General features: G+C 64.3%; 20 protein-coding genes. 8 read left to right on the top strand and 12 right to left on the bottom strand.

What is annotated here, in order from left to right; all coding sequences use genetic code 11:
* Positions 1-3: 3 nt before the first annotated feature.
* Both QDT69_RS35815 and QDT69_RS35810 read right to left on the bottom strand, forming a co-directional pair.
* Positions 4-300: a hypothetical protein gene (locus QDT69_RS35815; protein WP_279711172.1), complete on the bottom strand. Its 297-nt coding sequence runs from the start codon at positions 298-300 to the stop codon at positions 4-6.
* Positions 301-302: 2 nt separating this feature from the next.
* The gene (locus tag QDT69_RS35810) at positions 303-1,697 is read right to left on the bottom strand and encodes an OmpA family protein (protein ID WP_279711171.1); all 1,395 of its coding nucleotides are present in this window, start codon (positions 1,695-1,697) and stop codon (positions 303-305) included.
* Between the two features lie 167 nt (positions 1,698-1,864).
* Here QDT69_RS35810 and QDT69_RS35805 point away from each other — a divergent pair, with 167 nt between their 5' ends.
* The 4 genes from QDT69_RS35805 to QDT69_RS35790 all read left to right on the top strand — a co-directional run bounded on the left by QDT69_RS35805 (position 1,865) and on the right by QDT69_RS35790 (position 4,717).
* Positions 1,865-2,923 (top strand): polysaccharide deacetylase family protein, encoded by a 1,059-nt coding sequence (locus QDT69_RS35805; protein ID WP_279711170.1) that lies wholly within the window; start codon positions 1,865-1,867, stop codon positions 2,921-2,923.
* Positions 2,924-3,091: 168 nt separating this feature from the next.
* A complete protein-coding gene (locus QDT69_RS35800) occupies positions 3,092-3,892 on the top strand; it encodes an SDR family NAD(P)-dependent oxidoreductase (RefSeq protein WP_050424227.1) in 801 nt (266 codons plus the stop codon).
* A 223-nt stretch (positions 3,893-4,115) separates the two neighbouring features.
* Positions 4,116-4,424 (top strand): type II toxin-antitoxin system RelB/DinJ family antitoxin, encoded by a 309-nt coding sequence (locus QDT69_RS35795; protein ID WP_279711169.1) that lies wholly within the window; start codon positions 4,116-4,118, stop codon positions 4,422-4,424.
* On the top strand, positions 4,421-4,717 hold the full coding sequence (locus QDT69_RS35790; RefSeq protein WP_050424190.1) for a type II toxin-antitoxin system mRNA interferase toxin, RelE/StbE family: 297 nt from the start codon (positions 4,421-4,423) through the stop codon (positions 4,715-4,717). The genes QDT69_RS35795 and QDT69_RS35790 overlap by 4 nt, the downstream gene beginning before the upstream one ends.
* Before the next feature lie 197 nt (positions 4,718-4,914).
* On the opposite strand, the gene boxB is transcribed toward QDT69_RS35790, so the two are convergent.
* The 4 genes from boxB to QDT69_RS35770 form a co-directional block, all read right to left on the bottom strand.
* On the bottom strand, positions 4,915-6,366 hold the full coding sequence (gene boxB / locus QDT69_RS35785; protein WP_279711168.1) for a benzoyl-CoA 2,3-epoxidase subunit BoxB: 1,452 nt from the start codon (positions 6,364-6,366) through the stop codon (positions 4,915-4,917).
* 164 nt (positions 6,367-6,530) lie between these two features.
* Positions 6,531-8,219 (bottom strand): 2,3-epoxybenzoyl-CoA dihydrolase, encoded by a 1,689-nt coding sequence (boxC, locus tag QDT69_RS35780; RefSeq protein ID WP_279711167.1) that lies wholly within the window; start codon positions 8,217-8,219, stop codon positions 6,531-6,533.
* A 162-nt stretch (positions 8,220-8,381) separates the two neighbouring features.
* Entirely contained in the window at positions 8,382-9,188 is an 807-nt protein-coding gene (locus tag QDT69_RS35775; RefSeq protein WP_279711166.1) for an alpha/beta hydrolase, read from the bottom strand.
* A 298-nt stretch (positions 9,189-9,486) separates the two neighbouring features.
* The gene (locus tag QDT69_RS35770; protein ID WP_279711165.1) at positions 9,487-11,028 is read right to left on the bottom strand and encodes a benzoate-CoA ligase family protein; all 1,542 of its coding nucleotides are present in this window, start codon (positions 11,026-11,028) and stop codon (positions 9,487-9,489) included.
* 174 nt (positions 11,029-11,202) lie between these two features.
* On the opposite strand from QDT69_RS35770, the gene QDT69_RS35765 reads away from it, so the two are divergent.
* Positions 11,203-12,114 carry a helix-turn-helix transcriptional regulator gene (locus tag QDT69_RS35765; RefSeq protein WP_225163424.1) on the top strand — a complete coding sequence of 304 codons (912 nt, stop codon included), beginning with the start codon at positions 11,203-11,205 and terminating at the stop codon, positions 12,112-12,114.
* 121 nt (positions 12,115-12,235) lie between these two features.
* On the opposite strand, the gene QDT69_RS35760 is transcribed toward QDT69_RS35765, so the two are convergent.
* Complete coding sequence (locus QDT69_RS35760) at positions 12,236-13,021, bottom strand: IclR family transcriptional regulator C-terminal domain-containing protein (protein WP_279711164.1); 786 nt, start codon at positions 13,019-13,021, stop codon at positions 12,236-12,238.
* Between the two features lie 111 nt (positions 13,022-13,132).
* Between QDT69_RS35760 and QDT69_RS35755 the strand changes: the two genes are divergently transcribed.
* Both QDT69_RS35755 and QDT69_RS35750 read left to right on the top strand, forming a co-directional pair.
* On the top strand, positions 13,133-14,491 hold the full coding sequence (locus QDT69_RS35755) for an aromatic ring-hydroxylating dioxygenase subunit alpha (protein WP_279711163.1): 1,359 nt from the start codon (positions 13,133-13,135) through the stop codon (positions 14,489-14,491).
* 166 nt (positions 14,492-14,657) lie between these two features.
* The gene (locus QDT69_RS35750; RefSeq protein ID WP_279711195.1) at positions 14,658-16,094 is read left to right on the top strand and encodes a glutamine synthetase family protein; all 1,437 of its coding nucleotides are present in this window, start codon (positions 14,658-14,660) and stop codon (positions 16,092-16,094) included.
* 588 nt (positions 16,095-16,682) lie between these two features.
* On the opposite strand, the gene QDT69_RS35745 is transcribed toward QDT69_RS35750, so the two are convergent.
* The 5 genes from QDT69_RS35745 to QDT69_RS35725 all read right to left on the bottom strand — a co-directional run bounded on the left by QDT69_RS35745 (position 16,683) and on the right by QDT69_RS35725 (position 21,463).
* Complete coding sequence (locus QDT69_RS35745; RefSeq protein WP_279711161.1) at positions 16,683-17,396, bottom strand: ABC transporter ATP-binding protein; 714 nt, start codon at positions 17,394-17,396, stop codon at positions 16,683-16,685.
* Complete coding sequence (locus QDT69_RS35740; protein ID WP_279711159.1) at positions 17,389-18,156, bottom strand: ABC transporter ATP-binding protein; 768 nt, start codon at positions 18,154-18,156, stop codon at positions 17,389-17,391. Before QDT69_RS35740 ends, QDT69_RS35745 begins: the two co-directional genes overlap by 8 nt.
* The gene (locus tag QDT69_RS35735) at positions 18,149-19,096 is read right to left on the bottom strand and encodes a branched-chain amino acid ABC transporter permease (protein ID WP_279711157.1); all 948 of its coding nucleotides are present in this window, start codon (positions 19,094-19,096) and stop codon (positions 18,149-18,151) included. The genes QDT69_RS35740 and QDT69_RS35735 overlap by 8 nt, the downstream gene beginning before the upstream one ends.
* Entirely contained in the window at positions 19,093-20,010 is a 918-nt protein-coding gene (locus tag QDT69_RS35730) for a branched-chain amino acid ABC transporter permease (RefSeq protein WP_279711156.1), read from the bottom strand. The genes QDT69_RS35735 and QDT69_RS35730 overlap by 4 nt, the downstream gene beginning before the upstream one ends.
* 280 nt (positions 20,011-20,290) lie before the next feature.
* On the bottom strand, positions 20,291-21,463 hold the full coding sequence (locus QDT69_RS35725; protein ID WP_279711155.1) for an ABC transporter substrate-binding protein: 1,173 nt from the start codon (positions 21,461-21,463) through the stop codon (positions 20,291-20,293).
* A 391-nt stretch (positions 21,464-21,854) separates the two neighbouring features.
* Here QDT69_RS35725 and QDT69_RS35720 point away from each other — a divergent pair, with 391 nt between their 5' ends.
* On the top strand, positions 21,855-22,403 hold the full coding sequence (locus tag QDT69_RS35720) for a hypothetical protein (RefSeq protein WP_279711154.1): 549 nt from the start codon (positions 21,855-21,857) through the stop codon (positions 22,401-22,403).
* Positions 22,404-22,494 lie beyond the last annotated feature (91 nt).

Below are 22,494 nucleotides of genomic sequence, written 5' to 3'. Positions count from 1 at the left end.
GGGTCAGCTCGCGGGCTTGCTGCGCGAGACCACCCAGTCGCGCAACCAGGAGCCGATCGCACAGCCGACGAGATAGAGCGCGAACATCATCAGGAAGAGATCGAGCCAGTAGCCGAAGCGGCCGGGCACGACCCGCGCGAATGATGCCGCCACCAGCGCGGCGGCGAGCAGCGCGAGCCAGATCATCCAGACCCGTGAGACGGCCTGCGCCCGATGCACCACCGCGATCCAGCCCATGCAGAAGCCGAGCAGCGCGGCGCCAAGCAGCCAACCCCAGAAGAATGTCGCGAGCACGGTCATCGCTACTTCACCACGAATTCGATGCGGCGGTTCTGCGCCTTGCCGTCTTCATTCTCGTTGCCGGCGAGCGGCTGCGTGCTGCCATAACCGATCGGCGTGAAACGGTTGGCAGGCAGTCCGGCGCGCACCAGGTAATCCACCACGGCCTGCGCGCGCCGCTCCGACAATGCCTGGTTGGCCGCCTCCTCGCCATCGCTGTCGGTGTGGCCGGCGACCTCGATCGTCGCATTGGGGCAGCGCATCGCGGTCTCGATCAGGCGGTCGAGCAGGCCGGCGGAATCAGGAACGATGTCGGCCTTCCCGGTCTCGAAGCGGATCTTGCCCTTGGAGAGGATCTCGGAAAACAGCTGCTGGCACACGGTGGGATCGACCGGCGCCGCCGCCGGCTTCACCGTGACCTCGGCCTTGTACTGCCAGCCCTGCGGAAAGTCCTTGCCGAGCCCGTCGCGGATCTGGCCGGCCGCGGCATCGTAGAGCGCATCGCCCGACAGCTTGACCTCGCGATCCGACACCACGAGCGTCCCGGTCGACAGCCGCGACAGCGCACCGAGCGCAGGCACCACCGCCGCCGCAAACCCCGAGGGCGCGCCGATGCTGGCCTTGAGATTGTCGACCACCTTTTCGCTGAAGAACTTGCGGCCGGCGGCGGCGACCAGCGCCGCATGCACGTTGTTGTCGGGCACGTAGCCGGTCAGCGTCAGCGTCACCGCGACCGGGTCCTTGTAGGCCTGAAACACGTAAGGCGGCGCCTTGATGTCGTTGGCGGTGATCGAATAGCCCTCCGGCAGGTTCTTCAGCGCCGCCGCGACCGCTTCGCGTCCGCCGAGCTCGCGCGCCATGCCCGCGAGGGCAACCTTGTTGTCGGTGAGCGTGACCTTGCCTTCCTTCAGCTTGCCGATCTGGTCGAGCAGCAACAGCGCCGCCGGATCGAATCGCTGTGGCGCGCCGCGGGCGAGCGCCATCTGATCGACCACCTCGACACCGCCGAGGCTGGCCTTCGCGGCCTCGGTCAGCTTGCTCTTGCTCGACGGCAGCGGCGCGTTGCCGCCAAGCGTGACGCGCACCACGTCGCGCTCCGCCGACCACACATAGGGCTTGGCCTCGGGAACGAGGCGGGTCTCGTCGTTGACCAGCCGCACACCCGGCACCGCTTCGACCGACGCCACCGCACTGAGGCGGCCGTCCTCGGAGAAGGCATTGGCGGCAAACGTCACGTCACGGCCGTCGACGCTGATGCGCCGCTTGTCGAGCACGGTGTCCTTCAGTGCGGCATTAGAGCGCGCAGCAATATCCGCCTCGACCGTCGCCGTCGAGGTCCAGGCCGCGATACCCCACAGGACGACCAGTGGAATCACCCCCGGCCACCACTTGCTACTCCACTTGAAAAGTCCGTGCATTCAGTGTCCTGCGGGTCGGGAACCAGAGAGAAAACAAACCCTTGGCTGACTGTCAAACCCCAAATCGACTGCCATGGCGAGGTGCCCTGTCGGACCGGGATAACAGTTTCTTCAGTGGTCTTTCGCTAAGTTTGCGGCGGAATGCAAATCGGCCAGCCCGTGCCCTCATGAAACAACTCCGCAACACCGTGATCCGTGCCGGGATGGAGGCGTTGTATTTTTCGGGTGCGCATATCCTGCTGCGGCCGATTTTCGCCGGCGTCGGCGCCATCTTCATGCTGCACCACGTCCGCCCTCGGCGCATCGACGCGTTCCAGCCCAACCATCATCTCGAGGTCACGCCGGACTTCCTGCGCGCGATGCTGACGCATCTGCGCGCGCTCGACGTCGAAATCATCAGCATGGACGAGGCGCATCGCCGCCTCACCGAACGGGATTTCGCGCGGCGCTTCGCCTGCTTCACCTGCGACGACGGCTATCGCGACAACCGCGATTTCGCGCTGCCTGTTATGCGCGAGTTCGGCGCGCCGTTTACGGTGTTTGTCGCAAGCGATTTCGCCGAGGGCTGCGGCAAATTGTGGTGGATCACCCTGGAGCGGATCATCGCGGCGGTATCGGCGATCGAGGTGCCGATCGCCGGCGTCATGACGCGGATCGACACCGCGACGCCGGAAGCCAAGCGCACAGCGTTCGGCCGCATGCATGACTGGCTGCGTTCGCTGCCGGACGAGCAGGAGATGCAGGCCCAGATCTCAGCGCTGTGCGCCCGCCACGGCGTCGACGAGGCCGGCATCGCGCGCGAGCTCTGCATGTCCTGGGACGAGTTGCGCGGCTTTGCCGCCGATCCGCTGGTCACGATCGGCGCTCACACCATCACGCATTGCAATCTCGCCAAGCTGAGCGAGACCATCGCGTCGTTCGAGCTCGCCACCAGCCGGGCGCGGATCGAGGACGCGTTGCAGCGGCAAGTCGCGCATCTCGCCTATCCCTATGGCGACCGGATCGCCGCCGGGCAGCGCGAATTCGCCCTCGCCAGATCAATCGGCTTCCGGACCGCGGTGACGACCCGGCCGGGCATGCTGTTTCCCGAAAGCGCCGACCATCTGACCGCCTTGCAGCGGGTCTCGCTGAACGGCAATTACCAGGACGCGCGGCTCTTGCCGGTGCTGACCTCCGGCGCCGCGACGGCAGTGTGGAACGGTTTTCGCCGCATCGATGCGGCTTAGAGCCTGCATACGTAGCCCGGATGAAGCGAAGCGCAATCCGGGACGGCCGCCGCCACGAATAGAGCTGCCCCGGATCTCGCTTCGCTGCATCCAGGCTACAGACCCTCTCCTTCCTTGACTCGATCCCCGGCCGCGATCAGAACCACTGGCAACGCAATGGAGGAGCGCATGTTCAAGGATCTGTTTTCACTGAAGGGCCGCGTCGCATTGGTGACCGGGGGATCGCGCGGCATCGGCAAGATGATCGCGGCCGGCTTCCTCGCGCAGGGTGCCGCCAAGGTCTACATCACCGCGCGCAAGGCAGGTCCCTGCGAGGCTACCGCCCAGGAGCTGTCAGCCGCCTATGACGGCGAATGCATCGCGCTGCCGATCGACATCTCGACCGTCGAAGGCTGCGACAAGCTCGCCGGCGAGATCATCAAGCGGGAGCCGAAGCTCGACATCCTAGTCAACAATGCCGGCGCGGCATGGGGCGCGGATTTCGACGAATTCCCGGAAAGCGGCTGGGACAAGGTGATGAACCTCAACGTCAAGTCGATCTTCTTCCTGACCAAGGCGCTGGCCAAGCCGCTGCGTGCGGCGGCGAGCCACGACAAGCCCGGCAAGGTGATCAACATCGCCTCGATCGACGGCATCTTCGTCAACCCGATGGAGACCTATTCCTACGCCGCCAGCAAGGCCGCGGTGATCCATCTGACGCGCCGGATGGCAACGCGCCTGATCAAGGACAACATCAACGTCACCGCGATCGCGCCAGGCGCCTTCAAGTCGGACATGAACCGCGCCGCGCGAGACCACGCGGATGAAGTCGCACAACGCGTGCCGTCGCGGCGGGTCGGCAGCGACGAGGATATGGCGGGCACCGCGATCTATCTCGCCTCCCGCGCCGGCGACTATGTGGTGGGCAACACCATCGCGGTCGACGGCGGTGTGGTCTACGCGACCGCGGGGCTGGAGATCGCGGGGTAGCAACCGCGACTCTCACAAGCATCAGGCATTCCCGCGCGCCGATCAGCGGGACGGTGATAAGAGGCGCCTCGCTGGGAGCGTGGCGCCTTCTTTGATCATGCAGGGCAATGGACGCGCCGAGAGCCGAATTAGCCGCAGTGCTCAGCTCCTGCCACAGGTTGTGGCACCTCTGGCATTTGTCATTCAAATGCATTACATTTGGTTGCGAATAAGGAGGGGTGCTATGGCGTCAAATGCCCTGATCCAAACCCGCATTGATGCGGACGTAAAGGAAAAGGCTACTGCGGTTCTAGAAAACATGGGCCTCACGGTATCCGACGCCGTGCGGATCCTGCTGACGCGCACGGCCAATGAAGGGATGCTTCCACTGGAACTCGTAAGCAACAGCCAAGCCTACGACAGCTGGTTTCGCGAGAAGGTGCGCCAGGCCCTGGCGGATACACGGCCCAGTCTCGATGATTCCGAGGTCAAAGCGCACTTCGCGCAACGTCGTGCCGCCGCGATTCGAAAAGCGGCTGAGCCTAAGCGGTGAAGCTCGTCTGGTCGCGCTTCGCGTTGTCCGATCGCGACGACATTTTCAGTTACATCGAAGCCGAGAACCCACTTGCTGCGGTTCATGTTGACGAGCGGATTGCCGATGCCGCGCGGCGCCTGCTCGACTTTCCTGACAGTGGTCGGCCCGGACGAGTCGCCGGCACGCGCGAGTTGGTCATCCCGCGCACACCTTATGTCGCGGCGTACCTTGTCGACGGTGAGACTGTTCGCATCTTGCGCGTGCTTCACGGCGCGCAGATGTGGCCCGACGAACTTGCAAATGACGATTGAGGCCGACTTCGTACCGGCATCTGGCCAAAAAAGAAAAGGGGCGAACCAGGACCTTCTCGGCTCACCCCTTTCCGGCCCCTCCGGGAGGAGAGGAACTGTCGGATCATGATGCGATCCGCATCACGATCCAGTTTTTTGTTTGAGCACGATCTCTTCGGAAAACCGCATCACACTTTTCCGGATCATGCTCGAGCGGATCAGCTCTCGATCCTCACATATTCAAAGTCGCCGGGCTTGTTGTCGATGCCGACCTTCGGCGCCGAGATCCAGGAGGCGAACTCGCCGGGCTCGGTGACCGGCTTCATCAGCGAGGCGATGAAGTCGCCGTCTGCGGTCGACGGCAGCCAGTCGTTCTTGCGGCTCGCCCACGTGGCGTCGTCGATCAAGAGGCCATCGGGCGTCGCATGGATGTCCTTGAACTCGCCGATCTGGCGGTGGAAGGCGGTGTTCGGCACCGTGAGCTTGTAGTCGATGCCGGCGGTCGAGATCACCTTGTTCCAGCGCAGCATGCCCTTGACGCAATCCTGCGTGTAGTCGTCGCGCAGCCGCATGTTGAGCGCGGTCAGCGCCGGCTCGTCGACCATCTTGATCTGGCCGTCCACCATCTTCATGACCGGATAGGTCGAGTTCTTGAGCTGGTGGTCATCCTCAATCGTGGTTTCCTTGTAGCGACCCTTGATGCCGGCGTTGAAGGCGTTGGCCGCGTTGGTTGAAACCTCCGAGCCGAACAGGTCGAGCGACAGCGAATAGTGCAGGTTCAGCTTCTTCTGGATGGTCGGCAGATCGATCACGCCGAGCGCGCGAATCCTGGCGGTGTCGTTCGGATCGGTGATGCCGGCTTCCTTCATCGCATCGCAGGTGCGCTGCACGACGCGGGTGATGCCGGTCTCGCCGACGAACATGTGGTGGGCTTCCTCGGTCAGCATGAAGCGGCAGGTGCGCGACAGCGGATCGAAGCCCGACTGCGCCAGCGAGTGCAGCTGCATCTTGCCGTCGCGGTCGGTGAAGTAGGTGAACATGAAGAACGACAGCCAGTCCGGCGTCGCCTCGTTGAAGGCGCCAAGCATGCGCGGCGAATCCGCATCGCCCGAGCGGCGGCGGAGCAAATCGTCGGCTTCCTCGCGGCCGTCGCGGCCGAAATATTTCTGCAACAGGTAGACCATCGCCCAGAGATGGCGACCTTCCTCGACGTTGACCTGGAACAGATTGCGCATGTCGTAGAGCGAGGGCGCGGTCTTGCCGAGATGGCGCTGCTGCTCGACCGAGGCGGGCTCGGTGTCGCCCTGGATCACGATCAGGCGGCGCAGCATCGCGCGATGCTCGCCGGGGACTTCCTGCCAGGCCGGCTTGCCGTAGTCTTCGCCGAACGGAATGACGCGGTTCTCTTCCTGCGGCGCAAGCAGGATGCCCCAGCGATATTCGGGCATGCGGACGTAGTCGAACTTGGCCCAGCCGCGCGGATCGACCGAATAGGCAGTGCGCAGATAGACCAGCGACTCCTGGAAGCCGTCAGGGCCCATGTCCTTCCACCAGTCCATGTAGCCGGGATGCCAGCCCTCCAGCGCCTTCAGCACCTGGCGGTCCTCGGCGAGATTCACGTTGTTTGGAATCTTGGTCGAGTAATCGACGTTCATGATGTTCATGTTCATGGCGTGCTCCTTAGTATCGTTTCGGTGCGTATCGCGTCTTGCTCAACCGTCATCCTGAGGAGCGCGTAGCGCGTCTCGAAGGATGCTTGTCTGGCATTCTTGCCTCCAATCATCCTTCGAGGCTCGCAAGCACTCGCACCTCAGGATAACGGCGGTATTCGCCTCTACACTCGCGTCATGTCGAATTGCGCCTTCTGGCCGGTGCCGTAGCGGCGCAGCGCGCCGTCTTCGCCGACCGCGTTGGGCCGCTGGAAGATCCAGTTCTGCCACGCGGTGAGGCGCGAGAAGATCTTCGATTCCATGGTCTCCGGCCCGACGAAGCGCAGATTGGCTTCCATGCCAGTGAGGCCGTCGGGCGAGAATGAGGTGCGTTCCTCGAAGAACACGCGGACCTCGTCGTCCCAGTCGATATCGTCGAGCGCGAAGGTGACGAGGCCGAGCTCCTCGGCCTCCTCGGCGTCTAGCGCCTTGCCGATCGCGCCTTGCGCGCGCTCGAGATCCGACGGATCGGCCTGGAAGCGCGATTGCAGCCGGGTCAGGCCGTGGCTCATCGGGTACGGCCCGAAATTCATCGCGGTCAGTTCGATCGCCGGCGGCGGACGGTTGTCGCCCTGCTTCTGGCCGATCAGCATGTAGGAGCGGTCCGCGGCGAACACGAGTTCGGCGAGGGTGCCGACGAAGCAGGAGCCGGGCTCGACCAGCGTCACCAGCGTGCGCGAGGTGACGTCGATGCGCTTGAGCACGCGCTTCCAGTAATGCCTGATTTCGTTGACCAGCCAGTGTGCCTTGTTGGTCTCCAGGAACGCGTCATAGGACACGACGTTGGCGCGGTCGCCATGGCTCTTGAACACCAGCATCGCGATCTCGAGCTCGTTGATGCGCAGATGCAGGATCGCATCGTCGAGCTCGCGGGCGACCTGCAGCGGCCAGAACGAGGCGCCCTGCGCGACCATGCCGTCGATGTCGGCGGGCGCGGTGGTTTCCGGCGCCTTGATCGAGATGGTGGCGATGCGCGCCGCGCGATCGATGTCGACGCTGACGAAGCCATAGCGGATCGCGCTGTCATCGATGGTGCGGTCGAGCTGCGTCAGCGCGAGGCCCTTGCCGGCGCCGTTGCGCTTCGACTTCGCGACGAATTCCTTGACGCGCTCGGCAAGCTTGCCCTCGAGCTTGGAGTTCGGCGCGATCTCGTCGACCAGCCGCCATTGCACCGCGCGCTTGCCCTTGATGCCTTCCTCGATGGTGCAGAAGAAATCGGCGTGGTCGCGGCGCACCTTGCGCTTGTCGACGACGCGGGTGAGGCCGCCGGTGCCCGGCAGCACCGCGAGCAGCGGCACTTCCGGCAGCGCGACGGCGGCGGCGCCGTCATCGGCCATCATGATGTGATCGGTCGCGAGCGCGAGCTCATAGCCGCCGCCGGCCGCAGTGCCGTTGACGACGGTGATGAAGCTCTGGCCGGAATTCTCGCTGGAATCTTCCAGGCCGTTGCGGGTCTCGTTGGTGAACTTGCAGAAATTGACCTTGTGGGCGTGGGTCGAACCCGCCAGCATGCGGATGTTGGCGCCGGCGCAGAACACCCGGTTCTTACCGGAGCGCATCACCACGACCTTCACCTCGGGATGCTCGAAGCGCAGCCGCTGCACGGCGTCCGCCAGCTCGATGTCGACGCCGAGATCGTAGGAATTGAGCTTGAGCTGATAGCCCTCGAACAGGCCGGCGTTCTCGTCGACGTCCATGGTCAGCGTCGCGACGTCGCCAGCGACGTCGAGCTTCCAGTGCCGGTAGCGCGACGGCTCGGTCTGGAAATCGATGTACTTCGCCCCGCCTGCAAGGACGCGATCGTCACCAGCCATGGGCCACCCTTACCTGTTGTTCGTTTGAAGCTTCGTCTTTGTCGTCATGCACAATAGTGCATGTTTTCAATCTAGTCCAGTTCAAAGCGCAAAAACATGCATTTTGTTTCATGTTTGGGAAAATCGCTCGCTCGGCCAATGGCCTAACACCGGCAGGAAATGTCAGGCCGCCAGAGCCGGGTCGTCGCGCAACGCAGCGCGAGCGAATTCGGTGACCGCGTCCAGCGTCACCGCGGGGGCCTCGCGGTGCGGCGAGTGGCCGGCGCCGGCGATCGCGGCGACATCGACCGGGCAATAGCACTCCTCCTGGGCGATCTCGACCTGGCGCATCGTGCCGTATTGATCATCCGCGCCCTGCACGATCAGCACGGGCACGCGGATATAGGCGAGATATTCGGAGATATCCCAATCGCGGAATTTCGGATCGAGCCAGGCGCCGTTCCAGCCATAGAAGGCGTTGTCGACATCCTTGTGCCAACGCCCGAGCTTCTCCTTCAGGTTGGTGGTCTCGTACGCGGTCTTGATCTCGGCGATCGAGTGCACCGAGATGTCCTCGACGATGAAGTGCGGCGCGAGCAGCGCGAGCCCGTGCAGGCGATGATCCTGATGCGCGCCGGCATAGATTGCGGCAATCGAGGCACCGTCGGAATGGCCGAGCAGCAGGCCGCGGCGGAAACCGACCCGGTCGAGCAGCTTCGGCAGCACGTCGAGCGCCTCGCGATGCATGTAGTCGACCGGACGCGGCAGTCTTGCCGGCGACGACGCGCCATAGCCGGCGCGCGAATAGGCGAACACGCCGGCGCCGGTCGCCGCCTGCAGCTTCTCGGGGAAGTCGCCCCACAGTCCGACGCAGCCGAGACCTTCATGCAGCATCACGATGGTCGGAGCTGTCTCGGGTGACGGACCGATCATGCGGTATTCGAGATCGGCGCCGTCGATGGTGAGGAAGCCGGTGGGTGAAAGGGTCATGTGAAGCTCCGTTCTCTCAACATGCGAGCGACGCAACAACGGCTCTCTCATTCCCTCCCCCTTGCGGGGGGGGGCAGGGAGAGGGGTGCCGCTTGCTCCGCTGCACGACGAAGGATGACAACAGCGCTGCGCTGTCCGATGACGTTGTAAGAGTTGTTGATGCGGCAGCGCTTGATCTCAGGCGTCGGCGCCCGGGGCTTACCCCTCTCCCCAACCCTCCCCCGCAAGGGGGGAGGGAGCCTGTCCAGGGTACTCACCTCACGGGAACGCCTACGCACACAGCTGCTCACTGGACGCCTCAGTGCTTTGCGCCTTCACCATCCCGCAACTTGAACCGCTGGATCTTACCCGTCGCCGTCTTCGGCAGATTGTCGACGACATCGATCCAGCGCGGATATTTCCACGGACCGATCTTCTGCTTGACGTGCTCCTTCAGCGCCTCGTGCAGGCCTTCGGCCGAACTCTCGGGGCGCAGCACCACATAGGCCTTCGGCTTCAACAGCCCTTCCGGATCGGCCTCCGGCACGACGGCTGCTTCCAGCACTGCAGGATGGGTGATCAGCGCGCTCTCCACCTCGAACGGCGAGACCCAGATGCCCGAGACCTTGAACATGTCGTCGGCACGGCCGCAGAAGGTGTAACGGCCGTCCGCATCGCGGGTGTATTTGTCGCCGGTGCGGGTCCAGGCGCCCTCGAAAGTGGCGCGGCTCTTGGCGCGCTGATTCCAGTAACTCTCGCCGGCCGAAGGCGCGTCGACCAGGAGCTCGCCGATCTCTCCGTCCGCGACGTCGGCACCAGCCTCGTTGACCAGCCGCACCTTGTAGCCGGGCACCGGACGGCCGGAGGAGCCGTATCTGATGTCGCCGGGCGCATTCGACAGGAAGATGTGCAACAGCTCGGTCGAGCCGACGCCGTCGAGAATGTCGACGCCGAACCGCGCGCGCCAGGCATTGCCGACCGATTCCGGCAGCGCTTCACCGGCGGATGTGCAGACGCGCAGGCGATTGCCGCAGGACTGCGCCTTGGTCGCCTCGTCGTTCAGCATTGCCGCGAACAGGGTCGGCACGCCGAAGAAGATGCTCGGGTGATACTTGTTCATCAGCGCGAACATCAGCGCCGGCGTCGGCCGCTCGGAGTTGAGCACCGTGCTGGCGCCGACCGACATCGGGAAGGTCAGCGCATTGCCAAGCCCATAGGCGAAGAACAGTTTTGCCGCCGACAGGCCGACGTCATCCTCGCGGATGCCGAGCACCTGTTTCGCATAGGTCTCCGCTGTCGCGGCGAGGTTGGAATGCAGATGCCGCACGCCCTTCGGCATGCCGGTCGAGCCCGACGAATAGAGCCAGAATGCCGGCTCGTCGGCATGGGTCGGCGCGGTCGCGAACACATCGCTCTCGCGCGCGATTTCGTCAGACAGTTTCTTGTGGCCATGTGCATCCTGGCCGGAGACCACGACATGCTCGAGGTCGGGCATGCGCGCGATGACGTCCTTCACGACCGGCAGCAGCGCCTCGGAGATGAACAGCACGCGCGCGCGGCAATCACTGAGGATGTAGGCGTATTGCTCCGCGGTCAGCAGCGTGTTGAGCGGCACCGGCACCACGCCGGCGCGGATCGCGCCGAGGAACACGATCGGGAAATCGACCGTATCCAGCATGATCATGGCAACCCGCTCTTCGCGGCGGACGCCGAGCCGGCGCAACATGTTGCCGACCCGCCGGGTCTGCTGCTGCAACTGGCCATAGGTGATCTGCGACACCGTATCGTCGAACACGACCTTATCGCCGCGGCCTTCGTCGACGTTGCGGTCGAGCAGCCAGGAGACCGCGTTGTAAGTCATGCCCCGCTCCTTGGACCTTTCTTGGGACCCAGACGCGCCACGCTTCCCTCTCCTGTGAATTTAAGAATTATAATTCATACAAAGCCACCAGCTTGGCTTGCTGTCAATCCTTATCGGCACTATGTTTCCTAAACCATTGGACCTGATTCAGTCAGGACCGCGCGTCGCACAGGGATCATGACCGCAGCCAACGATCCGGAAACCGACTTCCTCGAACAGCTCGGCCAGCGGGTGCGCACGATGCGCGCCCTGCGCGGCATGTCGCGCAAGGTGCTCGCCAAGGTCTCCGGCATTTCCGAACGCTACATCGCCCAACTCGAAAGCGGCAAAGGCAATGTCTCGATCGTGCTGCTGCGCCGTGTCGCAGGCGCGATGGGCGCGCATCTCGAGGACCTGATCCCGTCCAGCGAGCCCGTTCCCGACTGGGCCGTGATCCGCGATCTCCTGCGCAAGGCCTCACCGAACCAGATCGCGCAGGCCAAGGACATGCTCGCCGGCAGCAGCCCGCTGGCGCCGCGCCGCGCCTCGTTCTCCGGCATCGCGCTGATCGGCCTGCGCGGCGCCGGCAAGACCACGCTGGGGCGGATGTTGGCGAAGAAGATCGGCTGGAGCTTCGTCGAGCTCAACAAGGAGATCGAGGCGCAGAACGGCCTCTCTGTCGCCGAGATCATCGCGCTATACGGCCAGGAAGGCTTTCGCCGCATGGAGCAGGCCGCGCTGACGCAATTGCTGGCGCGCAAGGAATTGATGGTGCTGGCGACCGGCGGCGGCATCGTCTCCGAGGCTTTGACCTTCGATCTGATCCTGTCGTCGTTCTACACGATCTGGCTGAAGGCCGAGCCGGAAGAGCACATGGCCCGCGTCCGCCGCCAGGGCGACCTGCGCCCGATGGCCGACGACCGCTCGGCGATGGCCGAATTGCGTAACATTTTGGTCAGCCGCGAACCACTCTATGCTCGCGCATCGGCAGTGGTCGACACCGCCGGGCTCTCGGTCGATGCCGCCGCCGCGCGGCTGATCGATTCGGTGCGGCCGGTGTTGCAGAACGAGGCGCGCAGTTTCGGGCTGCGCAGCGTGGCGCTGTAGCCTTACGCGCAAGCTATCCCCGTCATTGCGAGCGAAGCGAAGCAATCCATCCTTCCACACGCGCGAATGCATGGATTGCTTCGTCGCTATCGCTCCTCGCAATGACGACGTGGGAAGGCCGTCACAACAGCCGGCTCTTCACATCCTCCGCCCCTTCGCGCAGCAGCGGCAGGAAGCGGTCGATCAATTCCTTGGCCGGCACCCGATCGACATGGGCGCCCATGTTGATGGCGGCGACGATGGTGCCGTCATAGCGGTGCACCGGCACCGAGATGGAGCGGAAATGCGGCTCGGCCTCGCGGTCGACCAGTGAATAGCCCTGCGCGCGATCGGCGATGATCGTCGCAAGCAGCTTCTTCGGATCAGTCACGGTCTGCGGCGTCACGGCTTCACGGCGCATCGCTTTCAGCCGCGCCGCGAGCTCGGCATCATCGAGCCGGCCGAGCATCGCGCGGCCGACCGAGGTGCAGAACGCCGGCAGCCGGTAGCCGATGTCGAGACCGGCGGAGAACACCCGCGTCGGGCTCGAGCGCGCGACGAACACCACGTCGTCGCCATCGAGCAGCGCAAGCGAAGCAATCTCCTGCGCCGCAGTCGCGATGCGATCGAGCACCGGCTGCAATACCGTCACCACCTGGTTGGATTGCAGGAACGAGCCCGCCAGCGTCAGCACGTGCGGCGTCAGCGTGAACAGCTTGCCGTCGGTGGCGACAAAACCGCCATGCGCCAGCGTGAACAGGATGCGGCGCGCGGTGGCGCGCGGCAAATCGGCAGCGCGCGCGAGATCGCTCAGCGTTGCCGGCCCGGTGACGGTGCCGAACACCTGCAACAGGCGCAGGCCACGATCGAGTGCCTCGACGAAGTCGGTGGCGCGCTCGTCCTGGTCGGTCCGTTTCAGCTTGGGCATGGGTGGCGGCTTTGAACGGTTCAAAAATTGCGCTTGCTGTACGAACCAGACATGGCATAATTCGCACATTCGTTCAATAGGCGAACAAATCCAAATCCGGGAGACGCCGCCATGATGAGCCAGGAAGCGAACGATCTGATCACCCGCACCGGCCGTAAGGACCCTTGCGGCAGACTGATGCGGAGTTACTGGCAGCCGGCGGCGCTGGTCGACGAGCTTGAAGGGCCGCGTCCGGTTCGGCCGGTGCGCCTGCTCGGCGAAAACCTGGTGCTGTTCCGCGGCGAGGACGGCAGCTACGGCCTGATCGATCGCCACTGCGCGCATCGCGGCGCCGACCTCGCCTTCGGCCGGCTCGAGAACGGCGGCCTGCGCTGCGCCTTTCATGGCTGGCTGTTCGACACATCAGGCCAGTGCATCGAGACGCCGGCCGAACCGGCCGGCTCGCAGCTCTGCAAGGGCATCAAGCAGCGCTCCTATCCGGTGGTGGAGAAGAGCGGCATCCTGTGGGCCTATCTCGGCGAAGGCGCCCCGCCGGCCTTTCCGGAGCTCGACTGCTTCGTCGCGCCCAGCAGCCACACGTTCGCATTCAAGGGCCACATGAACTGCAACTGGCTGCAGGCACTCGAGGTCGGCATCGATCCCGCGCACGCCTCCTTCCTGCATCGCTTCTTCGAGGACGAGGACACGTCAGCGGCCTACGGCAAGCAATTCCGCGGCGCCTCGGCCGGCAGCGACATGCCGATGACGAAAATCCTGCGCGAATATGATCGGCCGATCATCAATGTCGAGCACACCGAATACGGCCTGCGCCTGATCGCGCTGCGCCAGCTCGATGGCGACCGCACCCATGTCCGCGTCACCAACCAGCTGTTCCCGCACGGCTTCGTGATCCCGATGTCGACCGAGATGACGATCACCCAGTGGCACGTGCCGGTCGATGACGAGAACTGCTACTGGTACGCGATCTTCACCAGCTACGCGGCGCCGGTCGACAAGCAGAAGATGCGCGACCAGCGGCTCGAGCTCTACACGCTGCCCGACTACAAGTCGCGCAAGAACCGCAGCAACGATTACGGCTTCGATCCGCACGAGCAGGCGACCGAGACCTATACCGGCATGGGCACCGACATCAACGTCCACGACCAGTGGGCGGTGGAATCGATGGGCGCGATCCAGGACCGCACCAACGAGCATCTCGGCCAGAGCGACAAGGCGATCGTGCAGTATCGCCGCCTGCTGCGGCAGGAGATCGAGAAGGTCGGCGGCGGCGAGAAGCCGATGCTATTCCTCGACGAGGCCTCGGCGCGCAGCATCCAGGGCCCGGCGACGATGGACGGCATCGGGCCGACGCTCGGCTGGGAGCTCTACTGGATGGAAGTCGACGTCAAGCGCCGCCGCGGCGCGCCGTGGGCCGCGCCGGTGCCGCGCGAGATCGCGGGCAAGGTGCAGCATCTGACGGCGGCGGAGTGATGATGGCTTCGGTCGCGCACCACAGCATCCTTCACCTCGCGTCGACAGATGCGATCCGGGTGAGGGGGTACAGGTCCATCGACAAATCGAGGTGGTGGAGAGAGCCCCTCACCCCGACCCTCTCCCCGCAAAGAGCGGGGCGAGGGAGATGCGAAGGAGTGACACCTTGAGCTTCGTCGAGCGTCATGGCCTGTGGTCGGATCAGCAGAAGGAGGCCGCACAGCGCCTCCGCCGCATCGTCGCGGAGAAGAACCTCGAGGTCGTCAGGCTGTCGTTTCCCGACCAGCACGGCATATTGCGCGGCAAGACGCTGATCGCCAGCGAAGCGGTGCGCTCGCTGGAAGGCGGCTGCTCGATCACCACGACGATGCTCGCCAAGGACACCTCGCACAAGACGGTGTTTCCGGTGTTCACCGCTGGCGGCGGCTTCGGCATGAAGGAGATGGAGGGCGCGGCCGATGTGCTGATGGTCGCCGACCCCACCACGTTCCGCGTGCTGCCCTGGGCGCAAAACACCGGCTGGCTGCTGTGCGACCTCTATTTCAGCGACGGACGGCCGGTGCCGTTCGCGACCCGCAATCTCTATCGCAAGGTGCTCGATCAGCTCGGAAGCCGCGGCTACGATTTCGTCGCCGGGCTCGAGGTCGAATTCCATCTGTTCAAGCTCGACGACGCCCACATGGCGCCAGAGGATGCCGGCCAGCCCGGACGGCCGCCGTCGGTCAGCCTGCTGTCGCACGGCTATCAGTACCTCACCGAGCAGCGATACGACCAGATGGAGCCGGCGCTCGAGGTCATCCGCCGCGACATCATCGCGCTCGACCTGCCCTTGCGCACGGTCGAGGTCGAGTTCGGCCCGAGCCAGTGCGAATTCACCTTCGCGCCGACCACAGGGCTCGCCCCCGCCGACATCATGGTGTTGTTTCGCTCGGCGGTGAAGCAGATCGCGCGCCGCCACGGCTATCACGCGACCTTCATGTGCCGGCCGAAACTGCCGAACGTGTTCGCAAGCGGCTGGCATTTGCACCAATCGCTGGTGTCGCGCGCAAGCGGCGAGAACGTCTTCATGGCCAAGGAGACCGGCGAAGCCTTGAGCCCGCTCGGCCGCGCCTGGCTCGCGGGCCTGATCGAGCACGCACGGGCCTCGACTGTGTTCACGACGCCGACCATCAACGGCTACAAGCGCTACCGCTCCTATTCGCTGGCGCCGGACCGCGCGATCTGGGGCCGCGACAACCGCGGCGTCATGATCCGCGTGCTCGGCGGCACGAATGATCCTGCGACGCGGCTGGAGAACCGGATCGGCGAGCCGGCCGCCAACCCCTATCTCTACATGGCGAGCCAGATCCTCTCCGGCCTCGACGGCGTCGACCGCAAGCTCGATCCCGGCCCGTCCGCCGACACGCCCTACGAGACCAAGGCCGCACTGCTGCCGAAATCGCTGCGCGAAGCCGTGTTCGCGCTCAACGACGACCCGTTCTTCCGCGGGGCGTTGGGACCCGAGTTTGTGGACTATTACGTGTTCATCAAGAACGCGGAGATCGAGCGCTTCCAGGCCGAGGTCTCGGACTGGGAGCAGCGCGAATATTTCGAGATGTTTTGACTGCTAAAGCCTGATGAGCCTGATGAGATTAGGTTGAGCTGGAACGGCGTCGAAAGTTCACCTCTCCCTTGGGAGAGGTCGATTTGCACAGCAAATCGGGTGAGGGGTGACGGTCTATCGAGAGAGCAAGAGCCCTCACCCGGATTGCACTGGACGATGCTTCGCATCGCCAAGCGCAATCCGACCTCTCCCCGACGGGGAGAGGTGAACCAAGACCGCGCCAAGCCGATTCAACCGAAACTCATCCCGCTTTAGTCCCGTCATCCCCGCGCGAAGGCTTCGCCTTCGTCGCTGGAGGAGCGCGTCTTCGCGCGTCTCCAAGGATGCACGGCCACCAGCCGGGCCGAGACGCCTGCTACGCAGGCTCCTCAGGATGACGGGTATCGGTTTGTGCGCGGCAGCGCGTTGATGAGTTGCTGGGAGCACCGCAAGTAGTTTGAGGTGCTTTGATCTCGTAATCCGTCATCCTGAGGTGCGAGCGGAGCGAGCCTCGAAGGATGCACGGCCACCGGCCGGGCCGTCGACCCTTCGAGACGCGCTACGCGCTCCTCGGTGTGACGGAGCTGGAATTGACGCGTTGGTCCCGCCTCAAATCCCCAGATATTTGTGCTGCAGATCCGGCTCCGCCACCAGCTGCTCGCTCGTCCCGCTCCACACCGTCTTGCCGCGCTCGATGATGTAGTGGCGGTCGGCGATACGGGCGAGATTGCCGACGTTCTTGTCGATCACCAGCACCGACTGTCCGCGTCCCTTCAGCATCGACAGGCAGCTCCAGATCTCGTCGCGGATCAAGGGCGCGAGGCCTTCCGTCGCCTCGTCGAGGATCAGGAGTTTTGGATTAGTCATCAGCGCGCGGCCGATCGCGAGCATCTGCTGCTCGCCGCCGGACAGCGTGACACCCATATTGCTGGTGCGTTCGGCGAGCCGCGGAAACAGCGCGTGGATCTTGTCGATGGTCCACGGATCGGACGCGCCGAGCCGATTGCCGGAGGCCGCGACGAGATTTTCACGCACCGTGAGGTTCGGAAAGATCTGGCGGCCTTCCGGCACCAGGCCGATGCCGAGTTTTGCAATTCTGTAGGATGGCAGGCCGCGCACCGCCTCACCGGCGAAGCGGATGGCGCCTGATCGCGCGGGCGTCAGGCCCATGATGGAGCGGATCGTCGTGGTCTTGCCCATGCCATTGCGGCCCATCAGCGCGACCATCTCGCCCGACCTGATCTGCAATGACAGGCCGAATAGCACCTGGCTTAACCCGTAGCAGGTCTCGATCCCATCGACTTCGAGCAAGGTTTCAGTCATGACGCGTCACCGCATGCTGCTCGCCGAGATAGGCGCGCTTGACCTCTTCATCCCTGCGGATCGCATCCGGCACACCGCAGGCGATGACGCGGCCATAGACCAGCACGGTGATGCGGTCGGCCAGCGCGAACACCGCCTCCATGTCGTGCTCGACCAGCACGATGGTGACTTCCTTGCGCAACTCCCTGAGCAGCGCGACCATGCGCGCCGACTCGGTGACGCCGAGCCCGGCCATCGGTTCGTCCAGCAGCAGCAGCTGCGGCTTGGTCGCGAGCGCGACGGCAAGCTCGAGCTCGCGCTGCTCGCCATGGCTCAGTTGCGAGACCACGATATCGGCGCGCTTGCCGAGGCCGACACGCTCCAGCGCCGCGCGGGCGGTGTCGCGCAGATGCCGCTCCTTGCGCGCGTTGCCCCAGAAGCGGAACGAGTGGCCGTCATGCGCCTGCGCCGCCAGCGCGACATTGTCGATCGCCGAGAAATCCTTCAGCAGCGAGGTGATCTGGAACGAGCGCGCTAGCCCGAGCCTGGAGCGCTTGTAGGACGGCAGGCTGGTGACGTCGCGGCCGGCGAAGGTGATCGTGCCGGAATTCGGCATCACCTGCCCGGTGAGCTGGCTGATCAGCGTGGTCTTGCCGGCGCCGTTGGGGCCGATGATGGCGTGCAGCTCGCCGGGCACCACCTCCATCGAGAGGTTATCCGTCGCGGTGATGCCGCCATAGCGGCGGACCAGATTGTCGACGCGCAGCAAGGGTTCAGCCACGGCTCATCCTCCCGAGCAGGCCCATGATGCCGCCGCGCGCGAACAGCACGATCAGGAGCAAAACCGGGCCGAGGATCAGGCCAGAGAACTCGGTGAACTGCGACAGCAGCTCCTCGAGCAGCAGATAGACGATCGCGCCGATGACGGGGCCGAACAGCGAGCCCATGCCGCCCAGGATCACCATCACCATCAGGTCGCCGGAGCGGGTCCAATACATCACCGCGGGGCTGACGAAGTCGGTGTTGTTGGCGAGCAGCGCGCCGGCCAGGCCGCAAATCGTGCCCGATATGACGAAACAGACCAGGCGATAGCGGTTGGCGTGGAAGCCGATCGCCTGCATGCGCTGCTCGTTGGAGCGGACGCCCTGCACCACGAGACCGAAGCGCGAATTGACGATGCGCCAGATCAGATAGAGGCCGCCGAACAGGCAACCGAGGCAGAGATAATAGAACTGCGTGCGGTCGGACAGATTGATCAGTCCGGCGAAATCGCTGCGCTTGTAGACGGTGAGGCCGTCGTCGCCGCCGTAGCGCGACAGCGCGGAGGCGACGTAATAGGCCATCTGCGCAAAGGCCAGCGTGATCATGATGAAATAGACGCCGCGGGTGCGCAGGCTGAGCGAGCCGATCAGCAGCGCAAACAGCGCCGAGACCACGAGCGCTACCGGCCACTGGATGAAGCCGGAGCCGATGCCCTCGGCGGCGAGGATGCCGACGGCATAGCCGCCGATGCCGAGATAGGCGGCATGGCCAAAGCTCATCATGCCGCCATAGCCCATGATCAGATTGAGGCTCGCGGCGGCGAGCGCAAAGATCACGATGCGGGTGAACAGCGTGAGGATGAAGATATTGCCTGTCGCCGCCGAATAGACCGGCAGCAGAATGAGCGCGGCGCACATCAGCGCCGCAACCGCATTGGAGGCGTTGAGCTTGGGCTTCATCGTTTAGCCGCCGGGAACAGCCCCTCAGGCCGCAGCACAAGGATGATGGCCATCAGGAGGTAGATCAGCATTGAGGACAGCGCCGGCGCCGCGGTGGAAGCCGCCGCCCCGCTCAGCACCTTGCGCAGCAGGTCCGGCAGGAAGGCGCGGCCCATGGTGTCGATGATGCCGACGAAGAGCGCGGCCATGAAGGCACCGCGGATCGAGCCGATGCCGCCGATCACGATGATGACGAAGGCGAGGATCAGGATGTTCTCCCCCATGCCGATCTGCACGGTGAGGATCGGCGCCTGCATCAGCCCGGCGAGGCCGGCGAGCGCGGCCCCCAAGCCGAACACCAGCGTGAACAGCAGCTTGATGTTGATGCCGAGCGCCCCGATCATCTCGCGATTGGAAGCGCCGGCGCGGATCAGCATGCCGACGCGGGTGCGCATCACCACGAGATAGAGCATCGCGGCAACCGCCAGCGCGACCACGATGATCGTCAGGCGGTAGGCCGGATAATAGACGCCCGGAATGATCTGCACCGGCACGGTGAGCCAGGCCGGCAGCGGCAGCGCGAGCCCGGCCGGGCCCCAGATCAACCGCACGGCATCGTTGAAGAACAGGATCAGGCCGAACGTCGCGAGCACCTGGTCGAGATGGTCGCGGCCATAGAGATGCCTGAGCGCGACATATTCCAGCACAATGCCGAGCAGCAGCGTGGCGCCGAGCGCCAGCAGCGTGCCGAGCACGAAGCTGTCGGTCTTGGCCACGAAGGTCGCCGCGAAATAGGCGCCCATCATGTAGAGCGAGCCGTGCGCCAGGTTGACGAAATCCATGATGCCGAACACCAGCGTGAGGCCAGCTGCCAGCAGGAACAGCAGCAGGCCGAATTGCAGGCCGTTCAGCAGTTGTTCGACGACGAGATACATCGTGAGGCTACGTCACCTTGAGCGAAGCGGGATGGGGTGTCCGCGCATTGCACGCTGCGCGTTCTCCCTCGCCCCGCCCTTGCGGGGAGAGGGTTGGGGTGAGGGGCAGTCTCCACGAGCGGATTCGCGGAGAGTCCCCCTCACCCGATCGCTTCCCGCATAGCCGAAGCTTCGCTTCGGCGTCCTTCTTCAAGAACGGCCGCCGGAGGCGGCCTATGCTCTCCCCGCAAGCGGGGCGAGGTGAACAGAAAGCAAGCCACAGGCCAGAATTGCCTAGCAATCACTTCATCGAACACTTGTCGTGGAATTTGTCCTGGTCGTCCTTGACGATGGTCGCGACCGTCTTCAGCGAGAGCTGGCCGTCGGCGTCCTTGACCACGTCCTGCAGATAGAAGTTCTGGATCGGGATGTGGTTGTTGCCGTACTTGAACGGGCCGCGCAGCGACTTGAAGTTGGCCTTCTCCATCTCGGCCTTCATCGCGTCCTTCTTGGTGAGGTCGCCCTTCACCGCGATGACGGCGCTGTTGATCAGCTGGGCGGCGTCATAGGCCTGGGCGCCGTAATAGGTCGGGCGCAGGCCGGGATACTTCTTGTGATAGTCCTCGACGAACTTCTTGTTCTCGGCGTTCGGCAGGTCGTTGACCCATTCCTGCGCACCGGGAATGCCGATCGCGTTGTCCTTCTGCAGCGGCAGCGACAATTCGTCGACGGTGAAGGCGGTATAGAGCGGGATCTGCGCCTTGATGCCGGCCTGGGCGTACTGGTTCAGGAACTGGACGCCGGCCGCACCGGGATAGAACACGAAGATCGACTCGGCCTTCGAGTTGCGCGCCTTGGTCAGCTCGGCGGAGAAGTCGAGCTGGCTCGGCCACACCGTGTATTCCTCGCCGACCACCTCGCCCTTGAAGGTGCTCTTCACGCCCGCGAGCATGTCCTTGCCGGCGGCGTAGTTCGGGCCGATCAGGAACACCGACTTGACGCCCTTCTGGTTCATGTAGAGGCCCATCGCGGCGGGCGTCTGGTCGTTCTGCCAGGAGGTCGAGAACACATAAGGCGAGCACAGTTCGCCGGCGAGTTGCGACGGACCGGCATTGGCGGAGATCAGGAAGGTCTTGGAATCGACCGCGGTCTTCAGCGACGCCAGCAGCACGTTCGACCAGATGTAGCCGACGATGAAATCGACCTTGTCGGACTGCACCAGCTTCTCGGTCTTCTGCTTGCCGACATCAGGCTTCTGCTGGTCGTCCTCATAGATCACCTCGACCGGCTTGCCGTCGATCTTGCGGCCGAGATGGTCGAGCGCGAGCTCGAACGAGTTGCGCATGTCGTTGCCGATCACGGCGGTCGGACCGCTGAAGGTCGAGACAAAGCCTATCTTGACGCTGTCAGCCGCCGTCGCAGGCTGCGCGAGCGCCAGAGCCATGGCGCCTGCCAGCCAAAATGCCTTTTTCATATTCACTCCCCTCCTCAACCAAAGATCCCACGAGGCTCGATCAGGCGCCCCGGAGTCACGCTTTGCGCGCGCCGTTCTGTGACGTATTTTGTGCGCGATATCGCAAGTGTGCAGCAAGCATGAACCGACGGCCCTCGATTAGAACCTTCGGCGCATACCCCAGCACCGTGCATCATAATTCGTCCAATTCGGCCATGGCAAGAAATATAATGCCGGTTGCGCGGGCAACGATTGTCGCAGGCCCCGGCTCCCGCCAACGGCACCGGCGCGCAGTGCAGCAGGCTTTAACGATCCGGTAAAGCAGCCGGAAACCACAGCCCTGCACGCGCCCGCGGACTTCATGGTCCGGAAAGCATCACCGGGCGACGCTGCCGCCAAAGGGGTGCGTCACATGCTGAATTACATCTTCGGCTTCAATGTCCGGATGGGCCGGTTGGCCTTCTTCTTCTGCAGCTTCGTGACCGGCCTCGGCTTTCTGATGCTGGTCTACGGCATCACCGGCAACGCACCGGCGAGCGGCAGGATGGACGTGCTGCTGGCGCAGGCTGCGAGCAGCCCCGCCTTGATCTTTTCCTTCTATGGCATGCTCGTCGTCTACTTCATGCTGCAGTCGATGCGGGTGCGTGACATCGGATGGGATCCGGTCTGCGTGATGGCGGCATGGATCGCCCTCATGGTGCTCGACAGGGTCATTGCCGGACGATTTCCCGAATACGCGCTGACCTATCAGCACACCGCAACGGTGGTCGGCACAGTCGTCAATGGCGTGATGAACCTCGTCCTGACGTTCTGGCCCGGCAGCGGTCATGTCGGTGAAGCGTCGTCCTTGCCGCGCGAGAGCGGCGGCGACGGCATGTTTGAACGAAGCAGCCCACCGGCCGCATCCGGCAGCCGCGTGGCGCGGATTGCCAGCGGCGAATTCGGCGGCAAGACGCGTTAGCGGCCCCCTCTCTCCGTCGTCCCTGCGAAAGCACTAGTGCATGCACAGATCTCTGAGGGACCATCCAGCGGCTGCGGCGTGGAAGTATTGC

It is taken from the genome of Bradyrhizobium sp. CER78, from assembly GCF_029846235.1.
Lineage (GTDB): Bacteria > Pseudomonadota > Alphaproteobacteria > Rhizobiales > Xanthobacteraceae > Bradyrhizobium.
This window is presented reverse-complemented; position numbering and strand designations above follow the sequence as displayed.